This window comes from Niabella agricola, assembly GCF_021538615.1.
GTDB lineage: Bacteria > Bacteroidota > Bacteroidia > Chitinophagales > Chitinophagaceae > Niabella > Niabella agricola.
In genome coordinates, this window is the sequence record NZ_JAJHIZ010000002.1 from 873706 (window position 1) to 893289 (window position 19584).

General features: G+C 49.1%; 14 protein-coding genes. 7 read left to right on the forward strand and 7 right to left on the reverse strand.

Going from position 1 to position 19584, the window contains the following annotated elements:
• Nucleotides 1-13 precede the first annotated feature (13 nt).
• Complete coding sequence (locus tag LL912_RS04025) at nucleotides 14-2353, forward strand: beta-galactosidase (protein WP_235552272.1); 2340 nt, start codon at nucleotides 14-16, stop codon at nucleotides 2351-2353.
• Nucleotides 2354-2903: 550 nt separating this feature from the next.
• Here LL912_RS04025 and LL912_RS04030 read toward each other — a convergent pair.
• The 6 genes from LL912_RS04030 to LL912_RS04055 all read right to left on the reverse strand — a co-directional run bounded on the left by LL912_RS04030 (nucleotide 2904) and on the right by LL912_RS04055 (nucleotide 10211).
• Nucleotides 2904-3416, reverse strand: a complete 513-nt coding sequence (locus LL912_RS04030; protein ID WP_235552273.1) for a hypothetical protein — start codon at nucleotides 3414-3416, stop codon at nucleotides 2904-2906.
• 61 nt (nucleotides 3417-3477) lie between these two features.
• Nucleotides 3478-4215 (reverse strand): Bax inhibitor-1/YccA family protein, encoded by a 738-nt coding sequence (locus LL912_RS04035; RefSeq protein WP_235552274.1) that lies wholly within the window; start codon nucleotides 4213-4215, stop codon nucleotides 3478-3480.
• A 380-nt stretch (nucleotides 4216-4595) separates the two neighbouring features.
• Complete coding sequence (locus LL912_RS04040; RefSeq protein ID WP_235552275.1) at nucleotides 4596-5993, reverse strand: cation:proton antiporter domain-containing protein; 1398 nt, start codon at nucleotides 5991-5993, stop codon at nucleotides 4596-4598.
• Between the two features lie 385 nt (nucleotides 5994-6378).
• On the reverse strand, nucleotides 6379-7143 hold the full coding sequence (locus LL912_RS04045) for a hypothetical protein (protein ID WP_235552276.1): 765 nt from the start codon (nucleotides 7141-7143) through the stop codon (nucleotides 6379-6381).
• 128 nt (nucleotides 7144-7271) lie between these two features.
• Nucleotides 7272-7709 carry a heavy-metal-associated domain-containing protein gene (locus LL912_RS04050; RefSeq protein ID WP_235552277.1) on the reverse strand — a complete coding sequence of 146 codons (438 nt, stop codon included), beginning with the start codon at nucleotides 7707-7709 and terminating at the stop codon, nucleotides 7272-7274.
• Nucleotides 7710-7796: 87 nt separating this feature from the next.
• Complete coding sequence (locus LL912_RS04055; RefSeq protein ID WP_235552278.1) at nucleotides 7797-10211, reverse strand: heavy metal translocating P-type ATPase; 2415 nt, start codon at nucleotides 10209-10211, stop codon at nucleotides 7797-7799.
• A gap of 270 nt (nucleotides 10212-10481) precedes the next feature.
• Between LL912_RS04055 and LL912_RS04060 the strand changes: the two genes are divergently transcribed.
• The 6 genes from LL912_RS04060 (at nucleotide 10482) to LL912_RS04085 (ending at nucleotide 18565) form a co-directional block, all read left to right on the forward strand.
• On the forward strand, nucleotides 10482-11141 hold the full coding sequence (locus LL912_RS04060) for a (4Fe-4S)-binding protein (protein ID WP_235552279.1): 660 nt from the start codon (nucleotides 10482-10484) through the stop codon (nucleotides 11139-11141).
• A 239-nt stretch (nucleotides 11142-11380) separates the two neighbouring features.
• Complete coding sequence (locus tag LL912_RS04065; protein ID WP_235552280.1) at nucleotides 11381-11752, forward strand: hypothetical protein; 372 nt, start codon at nucleotides 11381-11383, stop codon at nucleotides 11750-11752.
• A 315-nt stretch (nucleotides 11753-12067) separates the two neighbouring features.
• Nucleotides 12068-13153 carry an efflux RND transporter periplasmic adaptor subunit gene (locus LL912_RS04070; RefSeq protein WP_235552281.1) on the forward strand — a complete coding sequence of 362 codons (1086 nt, stop codon included), beginning with the start codon at nucleotides 12068-12070 and terminating at the stop codon, nucleotides 13151-13153.
• Nucleotides 13154-13178: 25 nt separating this feature from the next.
• A complete protein-coding gene (locus LL912_RS04075) occupies nucleotides 13179-16343 on the forward strand; it encodes an efflux RND transporter permease subunit (protein WP_235552282.1) in 3165 nt (1054 codons plus the stop codon).
• A 1-nt stretch (nucleotide 16344) separates the two neighbouring features.
• The gene (locus LL912_RS04080) at nucleotides 16345-17769 is read left to right on the forward strand and encodes a TolC family protein (RefSeq protein WP_235552283.1); all 1425 of its coding nucleotides are present in this window, start codon (nucleotides 16345-16347) and stop codon (nucleotides 17767-17769) included.
• Between the two features lie 103 nt (nucleotides 17770-17872).
• On the forward strand, nucleotides 17873-18565 hold the full coding sequence (locus tag LL912_RS04085) for an SMUG2 DNA glycosylase family protein (protein WP_235552551.1): 693 nt from the start codon (nucleotides 17873-17875) through the stop codon (nucleotides 18563-18565).
• A 56-nt stretch (nucleotides 18566-18621) separates the two neighbouring features.
• Here the strand turns inward: LL912_RS04085 and LL912_RS04090 are convergent, their stop codons facing one another.
• Complete coding sequence (locus tag LL912_RS04090) at nucleotides 18622-19542, reverse strand: phosphoribosylaminoimidazolesuccinocarboxamide synthase (RefSeq protein WP_235552284.1); 921 nt, start codon at nucleotides 19540-19542, stop codon at nucleotides 18622-18624.
• Nucleotides 19543-19584: the final 42 nt, after the last annotated feature.

Below are 19584 nucleotides of genomic sequence, written 5' to 3' on the forward strand. Positions count from 1 at the left end.
CGTTCCCTTTTCCATGTACCGCTACAGAAGATTCGGCCGCGGTCTGATGCTCGTGTGTGTGTCTTTGCTCCTGCAATACGGAGCTGCCGCACAAAACGACCAGGCCTCATTTGCCATTGGTGATACCCGCTTTTTATTAAATAACCAACCCTTTGTGATCCGTTGCGGGGAAATGCATTATACCCGTATTCCCAGGGATTACTGGCGGCACCGGTTAAAAATGGCAAAAGCCATGGGGTTGAATACTGTATGCGCCTATCTTTTCTGGAACTTTACGGAGCGGGAACCCGGGCAGTTTAACTGGACCGGGCAGGCTGATGCTGCTGAGTTCTGCCGGATGGCACAGCAGGAAGGTTTGTATGTGATCCTGCGGCCAGGACCTTATTCCTGTGCAGAATGGGAGTTTGGTGGATTTCCCTGGTGGCTGCTGAAAGATAAAACGATGCGTGTGCGCACGCAACATCCGCAGTATCTGGAAGCCTGCAAGCGCTACCTGCTCGAAGTGGGTAAACAGCTGGCGCCCCTGCAGATCAATAAAGGCGGCAATATCCTGATGGTGCAGGTGGAAAATGAGTATGGAAGTTTTGGTTCCGACCGGGAGTACATCGGGTTGATCCGTGATTACCTGAAGGAAGCCGGCTTCACGGTTCCCTTCTTTACCTGCGACGGGCCCGTTCAGTTAAAGAATGATGTGCGGACCGATATTTTCGCGGCAGTTAATTTTGGCGGTAATCCCGAAAGCGGCTTTAAAGCGTTGCGCGAAGTGCAGGCACAGGGGCCGCTGATGTGCGCCGAATATTATCCCGGCTGGTTCGATAGCTGGGGACGCCCGCATCATACCGGATCCAGCCAGCGAGTGATTGATGAACTGAAATGGATGCTGGATCATAACGCGTCCTTTAGTATCTATATGGCACACGGAGGTACTACTTTTAGTACCTATTCGGGTGCTAATGCTCCGCCGTACCTGCCACAAACCAGCAGTTACGATTATGATGCGCCCATTAACGAAGCCGGTAATCCCACCGCCAAGTTTTATGCAATCCGGGAACTGCTGGGAAAATACCTGCAACCGGGAGAAACCCTGCCGGATGTACCGCAGGCCGCAACAGCGCAATCTTTGGCGCCCATGCACTTTACGGCGGTAGCTCCATTGTGGAAGAACCTGCCGGATCCGGTTGCGTCGGATACTGTGTTATTTATGGAAGACCTGAACCAGGGATATGGTGCTGTGCTGTATCAGACCTCGATGCCGGCCGGTGGAGCGGCCACGCTTCAGTTTGCAGATATCCATGACTATGCACAAGTATATCTAAACAATCAGCAGATCGGAACCCTGGACCGGAGAAAGGGCAATTTTAATATCAGCATTCCGGCACGTTCCAAAACCGTGTTACTTCAGGTACTGGTGGAGGCAACCGGGCGGGTAAACTACGGGCACCTGATGCATGACCGGAAAGGCATTCACGGCCCTGTTGTATTGAACAATGGTACAACCAGGAAAGAACTGGGGAAATGGAAACAATATCCCATTCGCCTGGGTGATGTGAACATTCCGGTAAAATATGAACCGTTTGCGGGACAGGTGCCTGGTGGGGCCGGTTTTTATAAAGCAACCTTCCGGGTGAATGAACTAAAAGATACCTATCTCGATCTGCGGAAATGGAATAAAGGACTGGTATGGATAAACGGCATTTGCCTGGGCCGTTACTGGAATATCGGGCCTACGCAGACCATGTACCTGCCGGGCTGCTGGCTGAAGAAAGGGATCAACGAAGTGGTCGTGTTTGATCTGCAGGGCACCCCTAAACCCGAACTCCGGGGACTGGATCAACCCATCCTGGATTCCGTGACTGAAAAGCGTGCGGCTGGTCATAAAAAAGCAGCTCAAAAATGGATGGTACCGGCTGCCCAGGCCTATCATACCGGCAGCTTTGAAGACAGCAAGGAATGGCAAACGGTGCGCTTTAAGCCCATAATTGCAAGGTATTTTTGCCTGGAAGCGTTGACTGAATTTAAAAACCAGCCCTATACCTCCGCTGCTGAGCTCCAGTTGATGGATACAGAAGGGAAAGAGATCCCGCGCAGCGCCTGGAAAGTGCTGTATGCGGATAGTGAGGAACTGAGTGGCGACGATGGAAATGCGGCCAACCTCTTTGATCTTCAGTTTACCAGCATCTGGCACACCGAATGGCAGGACCGCAGCCCCAAACATCCCCATCAGGTAGTGATAGACCTGGGTAAAGCCTATAAAATAGCCGGTTTAAAACTGCTGCCCCGGCAGGACAATCCCAACGGCCGGATCAGGGATTACCGCCTGTATTTTTCAGCTACACCTTTCAAGGGTTTGTAAGCCGGTTTGCCACGGCGGCAATGATTTCACGCAATGCACTATACCGCTTCGTGTTTGTTAGTGCCTTCCGGTCTTCGTGGCGCCCATTTCGTGCAACAACGGGAAGGAACGGGATGCAAAGAATGTAATAGAACCTCTGTGTATGCTGCGCTTCTGTGGCTTTTCTCGCGGCGACGCGGCAGGCCTGGAGATCGATTTCGATTTAACCGCAAAGCGCGCAAGGGTTTCGCAAAGTTCGCTAAGGCTTTATAGCCGGATATTTCCCATTGCGTATCCTGGCGGATTCTTTGCGCGCTTTGCGGTTAAAATGGAACCACAATACTTCCGTGTTTCCGTGGCTTTCCCTTTAACACGATAAACTTTCCTGGTTTCACGCAACGACGCAAAGAAGCAACGATGCGTGAAAATAATTATATTTCAGTGTTTCAGTGTTTCTGAGGCTTTTCCTTCAACACGATAAACTTTCCTGGTTTCATGCAACGACGCAAAGGAGCAACGACGCGGGGGAAAGAAATAGCATCTCAGCGTCCCGGTGCCTCTGTGGCTTTCCTCATTTTTTCTTTAACACCTTCAATGCCCTGCTGCGTACACCCGGTGAAGCGTTGGGCAGCGCAAATTCCAAGGCTGTTTTCAATTCGGGTAATATTTCCGGGTAACGGTCCGTCATACGGGAGAGGATGCCAATGGCAAAGGCACGGGAGGCGATCGTTTCCTCCGGATCTTCCAGTATGCGGAAACAGCTATCCATGACCGGACCATGAAATTTTTTGGGTGTTTCCGGGCCCTGATCCATCAAACGCAGGATATTCCTTTTTACAGCGGCCGGTTGTGCCGGATCATTCAATAGCTGGATGATCTTCCCGTAGTGCGGTGTAATTAGCTCCGGATGACGGATGACGCAGTAGCTCAGGGGCCAGGCGGCCCGCTGTACCACGCGGGGTTCGCCCTTTGAAAAAAGCCCGAACAACTGATCAAACCGCTTTTGATTGGCACCGATCCATTCAACAATTGCAGCAACGGTTTCTTTTTTTATGGCTGCCGTGAAGATAACCGGTAGATTCATAAAAGCTGGTTAAAAGAAAAAAGCCGGGAAAACCGGCTTTCAAAAATAAGATTTAAATTGTTTAGTTTCTTCTTCCAAACAAACGCAGCAGCATCAGGAACAGGTTGATAAAATCCAGGTAAAGACTTAAAGCACCCATGATGGCCAGCTTCTTTACATCACCTGCAATCACGTTGCCTTCCTCATCAATTCCTTCACCAATCCGTTTTAATTTCTGCACATCGTATGCGGTTAAACCGGTAAACACGATTACCCCGATAAAGCTGATGATATACCCCATAGAATCGCTTTTGAGGAAAATGTTCACGATGGAGGCAATGATGATACCGATCAGTCCCATCATCATGATACGTCCCATGGAAGTAAGATCTTGCTTGGTGGTATAACCCATTACGGCCATGATCCCAAACATCAGCGCTGCGGTAAGGAAACAGCCAAAGACAGAAGTAGTGGTATAAACCAGTAAAATAAAACTAAAACTGATCCCGTTTATAGCAGAATAAATCAGCAGTAATGCCATTAAAACAGGCGCAGAAAGCCGGTTGAAGGCAAAGGACATCAATAAAACAAATCCGAGTGGCGCAAATACAATTGCATAAAATAAGAGCTTATTGGATATAATCGGGGCGATGTATTGCTCTGGATCGCTCGCAAAAAAATAGGCCACTACGGCAGTAATCCCCAATGCTACGAACATATAGGTAAATACATTGGCGAGGAAGGAGCGCGACCGGGAGCCTACCGCTTCGTTCCTGGAAAAAATACTGTCTGGTGTACTTCTTGAATAATTGTCTTCCATTGTTTTGTCAATTTGTACGTGAAAATAAACGAAAAAAGCTAGTTTACAAAAGATTGGATCGTTAAAATATAACCAATCAACCCTTTATTGAGAATCTCCGGAGTCATCAACAAAAAAAATCCGGAAAAGTTCCCGGCTCCTTTAGAAAAACGGTTCCAGGTTTAAAATTTGAGATTGGATCCGTTTTATACCTGATGTGTTTCCAGGGATTTAAAGTTCAACGTTTAACGTTCAAAGTCGGATTCGTTCTTACGCCCTGATGTGCTTTTGTTCTCATTTCTGATCTCTGATTTCTGATAACCAATTGCTGACGATACTCCATCAGGATACATGACATCAGACAGGAACACTATCCACATTCTCACATTTTCAAATGATTCCTATGACGCTCTAAACAGTTTCTGGATCCGGTTCAGCGCCGGCCCGGTCATCAGGGTTGTAGACAGGGCCATGATCACCAGGATAGTAAAAATTTCTCTTGAAATTACCCCCAGGTCATACCCGATATTGAGTACCACCAGCTCTGTCAAACCACGGGTATTCATCAGGGCTCCCAACTGGAGGCTTTCGCTCCAGGACTGACCGGTAAACCGCGCCGCAGCAGCGCTGGCACCAAACTTGGCAATTACGGCAATAATCAGCACAATAATACAGATGCTCCAGAGCGCGGCATTATTCAGTAACGCAATCTGTGTTTTCAACCCTGTAGAAACAAAAAACAGGGGCAGGAGCAGGAGCAGGGCCACGCTTTCGATCTTTTCAATCAGTTGCGTGCGAAACTCCATATCCGCCGGCATCACCATACCGGCTACAAAGGCGCCAAACAGGGCATGGATACCGATGGCATCGGTAAGATAGGCAGAGGCGATCAGGATGATCATGCATACAGCGATAAAAGGAACCGTTAGCCGGTTGTTTACCTTCCGGTAGTAGTTGCCCATAAGCGGACGTATCACTTTTATCATCACCAGGATATAGGCAATGGACAGCAGGATCGTGTAGAGGGCGCTCCAGGCAGATCCGGCTTTGACTACTGCGATCACCAATGCCAGGATACACCAGGCCGTAACATCGTCGGCAGCGGCACAGGTAATGGCCAGCACACCGAGGTTTGTTTTTGAGAGGTTCCGTTCCTGTATGATCCGGGCCAGCACGGGAAAAGCAGTAATGCTTAGCGAAATGCCGATAAACAAGGCATAAGAAATAAACTGTACACCCGTAGGTGCAAATTGCTGATAAGTAAAATAAGCAGTAGCCACGCCCAGCGTAAAAGGCACAATAATACTGGTGTGACTGATCATTACCGCTGCATTGGTTTTTCCCCGCAACATAGACAGATCCAGTTCCAGTCCTACAATGAACATGAACAGTACCAGGCCAATCTGGCTGAGCAGGTTGAGGTTGCCCAGCGACTGTGGCGGAAAAACAAAGGCCGATACTTCGGGGAAATAATAGCCCAGGAACGAGGCGCCCAACAGGATGCCCGCGGCCATTTCACCGATCACGCGGGGTTGTTTAAGCTTTTTAAACAGAAAGCCCATTAATGATCCCACCAGCAGGATCACAAAGATCTGCAATAGGAGGATAGCCAGCGGTTCCCGGATATTGTGCCGCAGCACCGCGGTAAACGGAATCCCCAATGCCGGCTTGCTTTCGATAATGGATTTAATATTTTTTTGCGATTGTAACTGGTTACCCATCGTCAGGATCCACCAGATAATCGCAATAGCTCCGGCAATTGTTAACACATAAAAAAGAAGGTTCCTGTATCGTTGCATGGGGGGATATTTCCTCCGCAAGATATCCTGTTTCTTTTTAATGCAACGATTATTTTTATGTTGATACCCCGGTACGGTTACTGAGGCGCTGAAGCACTGAATGCTGTTATATGTTTTCGGACTCCAGCGGAAGTGTAGTCCTTAAAAGGGGAAGTGCTGTTCTGCCTGGTATGGGATAATCTGTCTTCTAAGCAGGGTCTCTCGCAGAGGACCCCCGCGCCGGATACGGCCGCTGTGGAGTGGCGCATCGGATCCCGTTATATACTCCCTGCCCCGGCAGAAGCGTTGTCCTTAAAAGGATTACTGTTCAGCCTGATATTGGGGTGACCTGAAAAATAAAACCCTGCGCTCATGCAGGGCTTATCAATATTCAATAGTGGTGGATCTATCCATGATGATGGATGTGTTGTTGTACCGGAGTACCATGAACCGCATCTTTTACATCCAGCGTGAAGTCGGCCGTATATACAGTACCATCTACATTAAACTGAATCCATATCCGGTAATTGCCGGCTTTTTCAAATTGCGTATGCGCCACCACCGGAACATCCGTACCTGCCTGCGGGTGAATATGCAGGAAGTCCTTATCATCCCGGTGAATGAGGATCAGGTGTGCCACGGCGCCCAGATACGGCGATAAAGCTCCTGCATGCAACTGTTTTCCTTCACGCTCGATCCGGAAGGGCAGGTGTAAGGATGCTCCGGTGTACAAGGGTGCGGAAAGATCGATAGAAATAGTAAAGTCACCGGTAGTTGCCGTTAATTTTTCACTTCCCGCTGCCACCAGGTGCTGGCTGTTGCCTGAAACCTGCAGTGCTATTTTATCTACGACCGGCAATGCCCCCTCCGGCTGGTAATCCGCATACAACAGGTAATTGCCAGCGGCTGGAAAAGTAACCCTTACTGTATAACTGCCATCTGCCTGCAACACCGGATGCAGGTGCCGGAACCAGGTAAGCGCTTCATTCAGCACGATCAGGTGGAATGCGGCTTCGTGTTGTGGCACCAATGTTACAGGACCGCCGGATCCTGCACGACGGACCGGTTTAAATGAAAGCAATATTGCCTTATCTGCAGTAACTGTTTCGGGTGCTGTTAACAGATGCATTTGTATACCGGATCCGGAAAGGGGATGGGAAAGATGATTCATATGTTCTTTATATCGGTTTAAGATGCTGTTTAAGGAATATTCTGAAAACCATTAGGAAGTTAAGGTATCATGAAGATCATACAGAACAAACTGTGTTTAATGTCTTAATGGCTTCAGAATGTCAACTGCTATAAAACGGGCTCAATCTTAAAGCCGGCGTTTTTAACGGTGTTGATAACGTCTTCAGGGGTGGCGCCGGCAGTTTTTACGGTAAGAATCTTGTCCTTGCTCAGCGTATCTACATGCCACTCGGCAATGCCATTGTTGCCATCCAGCGCCGGTCTTACAGATGCCACACAGCCGCCGCAGTTGATATTTGTTTTAAACTGAAGGGCCGCGCCTGGCTGCGGGTCGTTTCCGGATGCAATGCCTGCCACTGTATAGCCGGCTTTTTCAATTGCCGCGGTAACAACGGACTGCTGTTGCGCGTCATTTACTGCTACGGTTGCCTGGCCCGCTGTTATTCCATTTACATGTATACCTTCTATGTTGCTAAGCGCGTTTTGAACACGTACCTGGCAATGGGCACTCTGCATATCGGGAATGGAGATCTGAATTGTTTTCATGTGTATTATTTTTTACTGTTTAGATTACAAATTTCGTTTAAACCTACTGCCGGACTGTTACATCATTCCGGGGTATTCTTACATGTTTTACCGTTTCCATTTAAGGCGCAAACTATTGGTGACCACGCTTACGCTGCTCAGTGCCATTGCAGCCCCGGCAATCATGGGATTGAGCAGGAACCCGTTGATAGGGTACAGGATGCCTGCTGCCACCGGAATGCCGATTATATTGTAGATAAAGGCCCAGAACAGGTTCTGGCGGATGGTGGCTACCGTTTGCCGGGATAATTGAATGGCCTCCGGGATCTTATTCAGGTCGGAAGAAATAATGGTCATCTTCGCCACATCCATTGCGATATCGCTGCCTTTACCCATGGCAATGCTTACATCTGCCTGGGCCAATGCGGTACTATCATTGATGCCGTCACCCACCATGGCTACGGTTTTACCTGCGGCCTGTAACTGCTTTACAAAAGCGGCTTTCTGTTCGGGTAGTACTTCTGCCTTATAGGCGCCGATACCGGTTTGCCGGGCAATGGCGGCGGCGGTTGCTTCATTGTCGCCCGTTAGCATGTATACCTCGATACCGGCCTGCTTTAAAGTCTGTATGGCCTGCCGGGATGAATGCTTGATCTGGTCGGCAATGGCAAATACGCCCAGAGCCTGTTGTGCATCGGCAAACCAGATCACGGTTTTGGATGCATTGCTCCATTGTTGCGCCTTTTCCTGCAACGCAGGATCGATCCGGATTCCTTTTTCACCCAGCAACCGGCGGTTGCCGGCGTAGTAGACGGCGCCTCCGGCCCGGGCACTGGCGCCGCGGCCGGTTAAACTTTCAAAATCGGTGATCGCGGTGGTGGACAAATCTCCGAAGTGTTTTACCACGGCTTCTGCAAGCGGATGCTCCGATTGCTTTTCAATACTGTAGAAGATCTGTTGTACAGCTGCTGCCTCATTTTGCCAGTAACTGTCGGTAACCATCGGCTTTCCCTCCGTGATGGTACCGGTTTTGTCCAGTACCACGGCATTCACTTTTTTGGCCAGTTCCAGGCTTACCGCGTCTTTGATCAAGATCCCTTTTTCTGCGCCTTTGCCAATACCCACCATGATTGCAGTAGGAGTGGCTAATCCCAGCGCACAGGGACATGCGATCACCAGCACGGTTGCAAAGGCGATCAGTCCCTGTGTAAAGCCGTTATCGCCGCCCAGTACAATCCAGCTTGCAAAGGCCAGGATGGCGATCCCGATCACCACCGGTACAAAGATGCCGGCAATTTTATCAACCAGTTTCTGCACCGGGGCCTTGCTGCCCTGGGCTTCCTGTACCATACGGATGATCTGGGCCAGCATGGTTTCGGACCCTACTTTATCGGCTCGGAACCGGAAGCTGCCTTTTTGATTAATGGTGCCGGCGAATACAGCATCCTTTTCGTTTTTTAATACCGGCACCGGCTCCCCGCTCAGCATGCTTTCATCAACGTAAGAACTTCCTGCTGTAACCATGCCGTCTACGGCTATTTTATCACCAGGCTTCACCAGGATGATGTCGTCCTTATGTACATTCTCAATAGACTGTATTTCTTCCCGGCCATCGGTACGGATGATAGTGACGGTTTGCGGCTGTAATCCCATTAGCTTTTTAATCGCTGAAGATGTATTTCCTTTTGCTTTTTCTTCGAGCAGTTTCCCAAGGAGAATAAATGTAACGATCACCGCTGCGGCCTCAAAATATACATGGCCATGCAATCCGCGGTTATGCCAGAACGAAGGGAACAGCGTATTGAATACACTGAACAGGTACGCCGTCCCCGAACCGAGGGCTACCAATGTATCCATATTGGCGGAACGGTGGCGGGCTTGTTTCCATGCGTTGATAAAGAAATCCTTTCCAAAATAAAGTACCACGGGTGTGGAAAGTACCCACATGATCTCATTGGCATAGTTGATGTCCATAAAAAACATACCGATGATCACCAGTGGAACCGTAATCAGGGCCGACCACAGGGTTTTCTTTTTAAGCACATTGAATTTCTGCTGGTGGATGGCTTCCAGTGTTTCGGATTCTTTTGCTGCGCTTTCGATCAGCAGGTCATACCCGATCGACTGCACCGCTTTTTGCATAGCGGCCGTGTCCGTAATATTGGGCAGATATTCTACCGCTACGGAAGTGGTGGCAAAATTTACCGAAGCCGACACGATCCCCGGCTGGCTTTTTAGCATGCTTTCAACGCTGATGGCGCAGGAAGCACAGGTCATGTCCAGTACCGGGATATTCTTTTTTACAGTGGGCACATCGTAGCCGAGATCCCGGATGGCCGATACGGCTTTGGCCACCACTTCATTTTCATCGGTGGTGATCAGTGCGCGGCGGTTGTTCAGCTCCACTTTATGTGCTGCAATACCCCCTACCTTGTCCAGCCCTTTATCTACAATAAGAGCACAGTGTTCGCTTTCTACCCCTTCCAGCGGGATGGCTATTGCATTTAACGGATCGGTTGTCATAAATAAATCATTTTATAATTCTCTGCAAAGTTCGCCCAGGTATCCGGCGGCAGTGTTACACAATTATGGAATTGGTTTATATATTTCCGGGCGTTTGTTTGGTTGCCGCTGAAACATTGAGTTTGGGTATCCGGTATTTTGTCAAGATTTCACTGGCAACAGGTAGCCGCAATAAATATCTGTGTTCCTGTATTGCAGTGGCAAACCACTTAACCTGGATTAAGCCCGGAACAAAAGAAATGATGTAGCTTGCCGTTTAAATAAAGGCGCATGAAATACAGACTCGAAAAACCGCTAAATGCCGCCATCGGCACGGAGAAGTACCAATGTACCATTACCTGGCGTAACGGTGGTTTTATTGCAGATGAACCCCTAAGCCAGGGAGGCGGGGACAGCGGCCCCGACCCTTATACCTTATTGCTTTCCTCGCTGGCATCCTGCACACTGATCACCCTGCGTATGTATATCGACCGCAAAGGCTGGGACGTGCCGGAGATCCGTGTTAACACAAATTTATACAGTGAAATAAAGGAGGGCAATACCATCACGGTCATCGACCGTGATATTTATTTTCCTCAACCTGTACCCGATGACCAGGTACAGCGCCTGCAGGATATTGCAAGGGCTTGCCCGATCTCCAAGATCCTGGAAAACCAGGTTAGGGTGCGCACGTTTATGCGGCGGGACCCCGAAACAGCGAAAAGGATTGTTTACCGGAATGAAGCAGTTGCGGTGGTTTGGCGCCCTGAATTATGCCAGCACGCCACGCGTTGCTGGAAGGAGCTGCCCCAGGTATTCCGGCCAAAGGAAAAAAAGTGGGTAGATGTGGATGGTGCTTCGGCTGCGCAGATTGTTGAGCAGGTTCGTCGCTGTCCCAGTGGCGCGCTGGCCGTGGAATGGACCGAAAAAGATGCGGACACAGCGCTGTAGGAATCTTGGGGGCTGTTTTGCAGTTCGGTAATCTTAGAATACGCAAAGGGGATCCGCAGCGCACGCAATGGGCGTTGAACTATGTCGCCCTATCGCTTAACGAACGTTGCGAGCCCCCTTGCGGCCTTAGCGTTTAAAAGCGTTTCCAGACCTGGAAGTTCGATATACCATGTTATAAAATATTTAAATTGAAAAGTATTTTTTTGCAAAACAGCCGGAAGAATTAATTTTACGCCTTTATGAAGCGGAGGAGTGTACTGATCGTTGTTTATAGCCTGCTTTTTGCTGCAGTTTTTTTATGGAAACCCGTGCAAAAAGCGGAACACGGTGTTCCTGTTTGGGCATCTCTACACCAAAAGGCGCATTATACGGCCACACCGGATCTTCCCGTTTTTCCCCCCGATCTTTTCCTGGATCGCAATGATGACAACGAAGAAGATCTGGCCCGCGGAGTGCATGAACACGCATTTACAGACTTCCTGCACGATTTTTTTAGCTGGATCCAGAGCCGGCATCCCGATGTTCACAACAGGGAAAAATTATACGGACAATCTTATCTTGCATTCCTCACCCCGGAGAAATATATCTTTTTCCGCTCCATCCGTATATAACAGTTACCACCCGGCGCTCAATACCGGATATGCAATCCGGTGATATGGAGTAATCTGTTAATGTTTTCATAGTTTAATATCAACTTAAATCAAAATTACCAACCCCCGGCAATATACTGCGGCCAGAGTCACAGGCAGCACGGGCTATGATCGGTAGACCCGGACAAACCGATTGGAACAAGGCATCGCGTTTATTGGTGCCTGAAACCCGCGGGATTTTTTAATCCTCTGACATCCGCTCCGCAGATGGGCCATTTCGCAGTCATCAGTTTTCCAGCTGAGGCGGCTGTATTCCTTTAAAATTTCCATTCAACAATGAACAAAATCGCATTGCTGATCAGCTTGTGCCTGATTACGTACGCAACAACAAGCTGTAAGTCGAAGAAAGAAGAAAAAGCAGAGATCGAATCGTTTTCCGTTACCAGCCCCTTAAAGATCGATACCAATTATGTAAAAGAATATGTGGCACAATTACAATCGGTGCGCAATGTGGAGATCCGCGCCCAGGAGAAGGGGTATCTTGAAAAAAGCTATGTAGACGAAGGGCAATATGTAAAGGCAGGGCAGCTGCTGTTCCGGATTATGCCCAAAATTTACGAGGCAGAATATCAAAAAGCAAAGGCTGAGGCCCATTCAGCCGAGCTGGAAATGCAGAATACCCATCTGCTGGCGGATAAAGAGATCGTTTCTAAAAATGAGCTGGCGCTGTCTAAAGCCAAATATGATGTGGCGAAGGCTGAAATGGCTCTGGCCGGAGCGCATTTATCTTTTACCGAAATCCGTGCGCCCTTCAGCGGGGTAATTGACCGCATCCGGTTCAAGCAGGGCAGTCTGATCGATGAAGGTACGCTGTTGACCACTTTATCCGATAACAGTAATATCTATGCCTATTTTAACGTATCTGAAAGTGAATACCTGAATTTCAAAACCGACAGCAGCGGCACTACCAAAACGCCACTGGGGCTAACACTGGCCAATGCCGGTCATTATCCTTATCCCGGCAACATTGAAACGATCGAAGGCGAGTTTGACAATACCACCGGAAATATTGCATTCCGGGCAAGATTCCCTAATCCGAATGCGCTTTTAAAACACGGAGAAACCGGCAAGGTACTGATGCAGATCCCGCTTCGAAATGCGCTGGTCATCCCGCAAAAGGCTACCTATGAGTTGCAGGATAAGATTTATGTGTATGTAGTGGATAAAGACAATAAAGTACGGTCGCGGAATATTACGGTGCAATACGAGCTGCCCAATCTGTATGTAATTGGAGAGGGGCTTGTTGAAACCGACCATATTCTGCTGGAAGGTTTGCAAACCATTAAAGAAGACCAGAAAATAAAGCCGGTATATGCGGCACCTGGTGAAGTGGCCCGTAAACTGCAATTGCTGAATCCTTAATTGATGCTATTCCAAAACCGTTTTTATGTTTAATAAATTTATTAACAGGCCCGTACTGTCTATTGTTATTTCACTGATCATTCTCTTTCTGGGCATACTGGCACTTACGCAATTGCCGGTGACCCAGTTTCCATCGGTTTCTCCGCCCAAGGTGAATGTAACAGCGGAGTATCCCGGAGCCAACAGCGAACTGATGATTAAGGCCGTGGTCATCCCCCTGGAACAGGCCATCAATGGAATTCCCGGTATGAAATATATGGCTTCCGATGCCGGTAACGACGGGGAGGCCAGCATCCAGGTGGTTTTTGAGCTGGGTACCGATCCGAACCTGGCCTCTGTAAACGTGCAGAACCGGGTAGCCGCCGTGGTAAATAAATTGCCACCCCTGGTGGTGCGTGAAGGAGTAAAGATCACCCGGGAAGAATCCAATATGCTGATGTATGTAAACCTCTACAGCGATGATCCCAAGCTGGACGGCAGCTTTATTTACAACTTTGCCGATCTGAACCTGCTGGCAGAATTGAAGCGCGTAAATGGGGTAGGGTTTGCCGATATCCTGGGTGATAAAGAATATTCCATGCGGGTATGGCTGAAGCCGGACCGCATGCTGGCGTATAAGATCACGGCCAATGAAGTGATGGAGGCGCTGAGTGATCAAAGCCTGGAAGCTTCGCCGGGACGCCTGGGTGAAAGCTCCGGCAAAAAATCGCAGGCTTTTGAGTATGTCTTAAAATATACCGGCCGCTACAATAAGAAAGAAGATTATGAAAATATTGTATTGAAGGCCGGACCTGACGGGCAATTACTGCATTTAAAAGATATAGCAGATATAGAGCTGGGCAGTGCATTCTACAATATTTATTCAAAGCTGAACGGCCGTACTTCGGCAGCCATCGTGATCAAACAGTCCTATGGCAGTAATGCCAGTGAGGTGATCAAAAATGTAAAAGCCAAGCTGAAAGAGATCGAAGCATCCTCCTTTCCTAAGGGCATGCATTACGAGTTAAGTTATGATGTATCCAAGTTCCTCGATGCGTCGATGGAAAAAGTGGTACATACGCTGGTAGAGGCCTTTATTCTTGTAGGATTTGTGGTGTTCCTGTTCCTGGGCGACTGGCGGTCGACGCTGATTCCTATTCTCGCTGTGCCCATTTCATTGGTGGGAACCTTTTTCTTTATGCAGTTCCTGGGTATCACCTTAAACCTGATCACACTTTTTGCCTTAGTGCTGGCGATCGGGATCGTGGTAGATGATGCCATTGTAGTAGTAGAAGCAGTGCATGCAAAAATGGAAAGTGAGGGTCTGAGTGCCAAGGCGGCCACCATGGCGGCCATGCACGAAATCGGCGGGGCGATCATCGCCATCACCCTGATCATGGCGGCGGTATTTATTCCCATTGCTTTTATGTCGGGACCAGTGGGTGTGTTTTACCGGCAGTTTTCGGTTACAATGGCAACGGCCATCATTCTGTCCGGTATTGTAGCCCTTACTTTTACACCGGCTATGTGCGCCATGATCCTGAAAAACACGCACGGTAAAAAGAAAAAAACGGTGGTAAACCGCGCCATCGACGGATTTAACAACTGGTTTAATAGCCTGCAGGGCTGGTATAAAAAGCTGGTGTCGGTTATTGTGAACCGGCGGGCGTTCACCTTTCTGGTACTGGTGGCCTTTATTGCCGGAACCTGGGGCTTCAGTGTTTCTGTACCCTCAGGTTTTATTCCCGGCGAGGATCAGGGGATGTTTTATGCCATTATTGTTACCCCGCCGGGATCTACGCTGGAACGTACCGATGCCGTAGCCGCCCAGCTACAGAAGATCGCATCGGGTATGGAAGATATTCAATCCGTATCGAGCACCGCCGGGTACGAGGTGCTGTCTGAAGGAACCGGCTCCAACTCTGGAACGGTACTGATCAACCTGAAGGATTGGAGCGAACGCAAACACTCTATGCAGGAAGTAATGGAAGAACTGGAAGAAAAAGCCAAAGGCATTAAGGGCGCCACGCTGGAATTTTTTCCGCCACCTGCCGTGCCGGGCTATGGTGCCGCAGGAGGTTTTGAGTTGCGACTTTTAGACAAGGCCGGAACCGGTGATTATAAGCTGATGGAAACAGTGAGCCGAGATTTTGTAAAAGAGCTGAACAAGCGGCCGGAACTGCGGTCTGTATTTACTTTCTATAGTGCCAGCTTCCCGCAATACCAACTGGCAGTGGATAATGATAAGGCCAAGCAAAAAGGGGTTTCCGTAGAGAACGCCATGGATAACCTTTCTACACTGGTAGGCAGTAACTATGAAACAGGGTTCATCAAATTTGACCGGCCCTATAAAGTAATGGTGCAGGCATTGCCGCAATACCGTCAGCTGCCAGAGGACATCTTCAGCTATTATGTAAAAAATGATCACGATGAAATGGTGCCTTATTCGGCTTTTATGACCATGAAGAAGACCTATGGCTTATCGGAGATTACCCGGCATAATATGTACAACGCTTCCGAAATCAGCGGCGGATCGGCGCCCGGTGTGAGCAGCGGTACGGCCATTGATGTGATCAATGAAGTGGCCAAAGAAAAACTGCCCAGGGGTTTTGGTATCGATTGGGCCGGCATCTCCAAAGACCAGACGCGAAGGGGCAACCAGGCCATTTACATCTTCCTGATCTCCCTGGTATTTGTATACCTGGTATTGTCGGCACAATACGAAAGTTTCGTATTACCGCTGCCTATCCTGCTTTCATTGCCCATCGGCATCTTCGGGGCGTTTTGCTTTCTAAAGATCTTCGGACTGGAAAACAATATCTATGCACAGATCGCCATGGTGATGCTGATCGGTATCCTCGGTAAGAATGCGGTATTGATCGTGGAATATGCCGTACAACGGCACCGCGATGGTCATTCGCCGGCACAGGCGGCCATTGAAGGTGCCGCAGCGCGGTTACGCCCGATATTGATGACCTCCTTCGCGTTCATCGCCGGCGTGATTCCGCTGATGGTGGCCACCGGCCCCGGTGCCATCGCCAACCATACCATCGGATCGGCAGCGGCAGGGGGGATGTTGTTTGGTACCATCTTCGGTGTACTCATTATACCGGGCTTATACTACATATTCGCCCGTATATCGGAGCGGCATATCCTGGTGGAAGATGAAGAAGAAAATCCGTTAACAGAAGAAATTGATCATAATGAATAGTATGAAACGATACCTGACCGGTGTTGCAGTCCTTATTCTTGGTATTGAAGGCTGTAAAGTACCGGCAGTAGTGAACCATGAAGTAAAGGCAGCACCACCGGCATCCTTTGAGGCGGCGCCGGCGGATACCCTGAACAGTGCCTCGGTAAGATGGCAGGATTTTTTTGCCGACCCCTATTTGCTGAAATTGGTGGATACAGCGCTTCACAATAACCGGGAACTGCTGAGCACCCTGCAGGAGATTGAAATTGCACGAAATGATATTCGTGTAAAAAAAGGAGAATTGCTGCCCAGTGTGGTGGCTAAAGCCGGCAGCGGGATCGAAAAAGTGGGGCGGTATACGAGTCAGGGCGCCGGGGATGCTTCCACGGATATTGAACCCGGGAAAGAAGTGCCCGATATCCTGGGCGATCATGAACTGGGGCTTTATGCCACCTGGGAGGCTGATATCTGGAAAAAACTGCGCAATGGCAAACAGGCCGCAGTAGACCGTTACCTGGCCACAGTAGAAGGAAAGAATTTTGTAGTGACCAACCTGATAGCCGAGATTGCGGATTCGTATTATGAGCTGCTGGCGCTGGATAATCAGCTGGCTATTGTAAAGGAAAGCATACAACTGCAGAAGAATGGACTGGAAATTGTAAAAGTGCAAAAGGAAGCAGCAAGAGCTACCGAACTGGCGGTTAAAAAGTTTGAGGCGGAAGTACTCAACTCCCAAAGCCGGGAATATGAGATCCTTCAGCAAATAAAGGAAACGGAGAATAAGGTCAATTTTCTGCTGGGACGAAATCCCCAGCCCGTTGAACGATTTTCCGGCGGCTTCCTGACAGCCTTGCCCCGCCCGGTAAGTTCCGGCATTCCTTCGCAGTTGCTGGCCAACCGGCCAGATATCCGTCAGGCGGAACAGGCTCTGGCGGCGGCAAGGCTGGATGTAAAAGTGGCCCGGGCAGCTTTTTATCCTACCCTGGATCTTTCCGCGGCAATCGGTTTGCAGGCATTCAAACCGTCCTATCTGGCAAAATTGCCGGAATCGGTACTTTTTTCCCTGGCGGGCGAACTGGCAGGACCGCTGATCAACAAAAATGCCATCAAGGCCGAATTTGCCAGCGCGGATGCACGCCAGCAACAGGCCCTGTATGAATATGAAAAAACCATTTTAAACGCGGTGCGGGAAGTATCCAATGAGCTATCCAATATCGGTAACCTGGAGCAGAAATACCAGCTGAAGAACAATGAGGTGAATGCCCTGGCCCGGTCCATTGCAGTATCCAATGAATTGTACAAGGCCGCCAGGGCCGATTACCTGGAGGTACTGATGACCCAGCGGGATGCGCTGGAATCGCGGCTGGAGCTGGTAGAAACCCGTCAGCAGCAGTTTAGTGCAGTTACCCATATATACAGGGCCCTGGGCGGCGGATGGAAATGATTTTTTTTTCCCGCAGATCTATGCAGGTTTGCGGGAAAACTAACGGCATCTTCCGTACTCAAATTAAGCTAACCGAAGCGAATTATTTTATAGCTTAGCGGTGATGGTAACAGTTGCAGAAAAGGTAATTGATTTTAATCGTCATTTGCATTATACCGGCAAATTACCAGATGGCTTCCGGGTGATGAATCCCTACCTGGATAATCCTGAAACCCTGCAGGTGATGCGGAGATTTTATAATCGATATTATAACGATCGCCACCGGCGGAAATTTATCATCGGCATTAATCCAAGCCGCCACGGGGCTGGCGTAACAGGCGTACCCTTTACCGATACCAAAAGACTGGAACAGGTTTGTGGTATCAGGATGCAGTCGGCTTACACGCATGAAGTCTCCTCGGTATTTATGTATGATGTGATTGCAGCCTGGGGTGGTGCGGCCCGCTTTTATAATGAATTTTACATCAATTCGCCCTTCCCGCTGGCAATTGTCCGGAGCACAGAAGGAAGCAAATGGGTGAATGCGAACTATTATGACGATCCGGCGCTTTTTGAAATGGTAAAACCATTTATGATTGCGTCGATGAAAAAGCATATCAGCCTGGGATTGGATACTTCGGAGGTGTTTATCCTGGGAAAGAAAAACGCAGCGTTTATCAATAAGCTGAATGCTGCTGCCCGCTTATTTGATAAAGCCATTGTATTGGAGCATCCCCGTTATATTGAGCAATATCGGTCGAAGGACAAACAGCTGTATATTGATAAATACATCCGGGCGCTGGGTGGTGCCCTTTAAGGTACAACCGCGGGAAGCACAGGCTAAACCATTAAAGAAAATGCAGCGGGGCTTATTTATGCTTCCAGCGCTTTTACAATCCGGTGATACAATTCCTCATCGCTTACCGGCTCCGGTTGAAACGCGGTTCCGATCACTTTTTCGTATAATTCGATATAACGGTTCGAGATGGTTTGGATCCAGTCATCGCTCATTTCCGGAACGGTTTGCCCTTCCTTGCCCATAAAGCCGTTGGCGATGAGCCATTCCCGTACAAATTCTTTGCTGAGCTGTTTTTGCTTTTCGCCGGCTGCCAAACGTTCTTCAAATCCATCGGCATAAAAATACCGGGAACTGTCGGGCGTATGGATCTCATCCATCAGCATGATCGCGCCGTCTTTTTTGCCAAATTCGTATTTGGTATCTACAAGGATGAGGCCCTGCTTTGCCGCCAGTTCCTGTCCGCGTTTGAAAAGCGCCAGTGCCAATCGCTCCAGTTCGTTCCATTCACTTTCTGAGGCCAGTCCCTGGCGAATGATCTCTTCTTTACTGATGTCTTCGTCGTGCCCTTCGTCAGCCTTGGTGCTGGGGGTAATAATCGGTGTCGGAAATGCTTCATTTTCCCGCATGCCTTCGGGCAGCGGCACCCCGCATAATTCCCGTTTTCCAGACTGGTAGGTTCTCCAGGCATGCCCGGTTAAATGCCCCCGAACCACCATCTCAATTTTAAACGGAATGCACTTGATTCCTATGGAGGCATTGGGGGCCGGAACCTGCTGCAGCCAGTTTTCACAAATATCGCGGGTGGCATGGAGCATATACGCTGCTATCTGGTTCAGCACCTGTCCTTTAAAGGGGATCGGACGGGGCAGGATCACATCGAAAGCAGAAATACGGTCGGAAGCGATCATTACCAACCGTTCATCGTTGATGGTATACACATCGCGCACTTTGCCTTTATAAAAAGCGGTCTGGCCCGGGAAATTAAAGTTTGACATGCTGCGAAAATAATCAGCCTTTGAATATGAACGGCTTCTGGG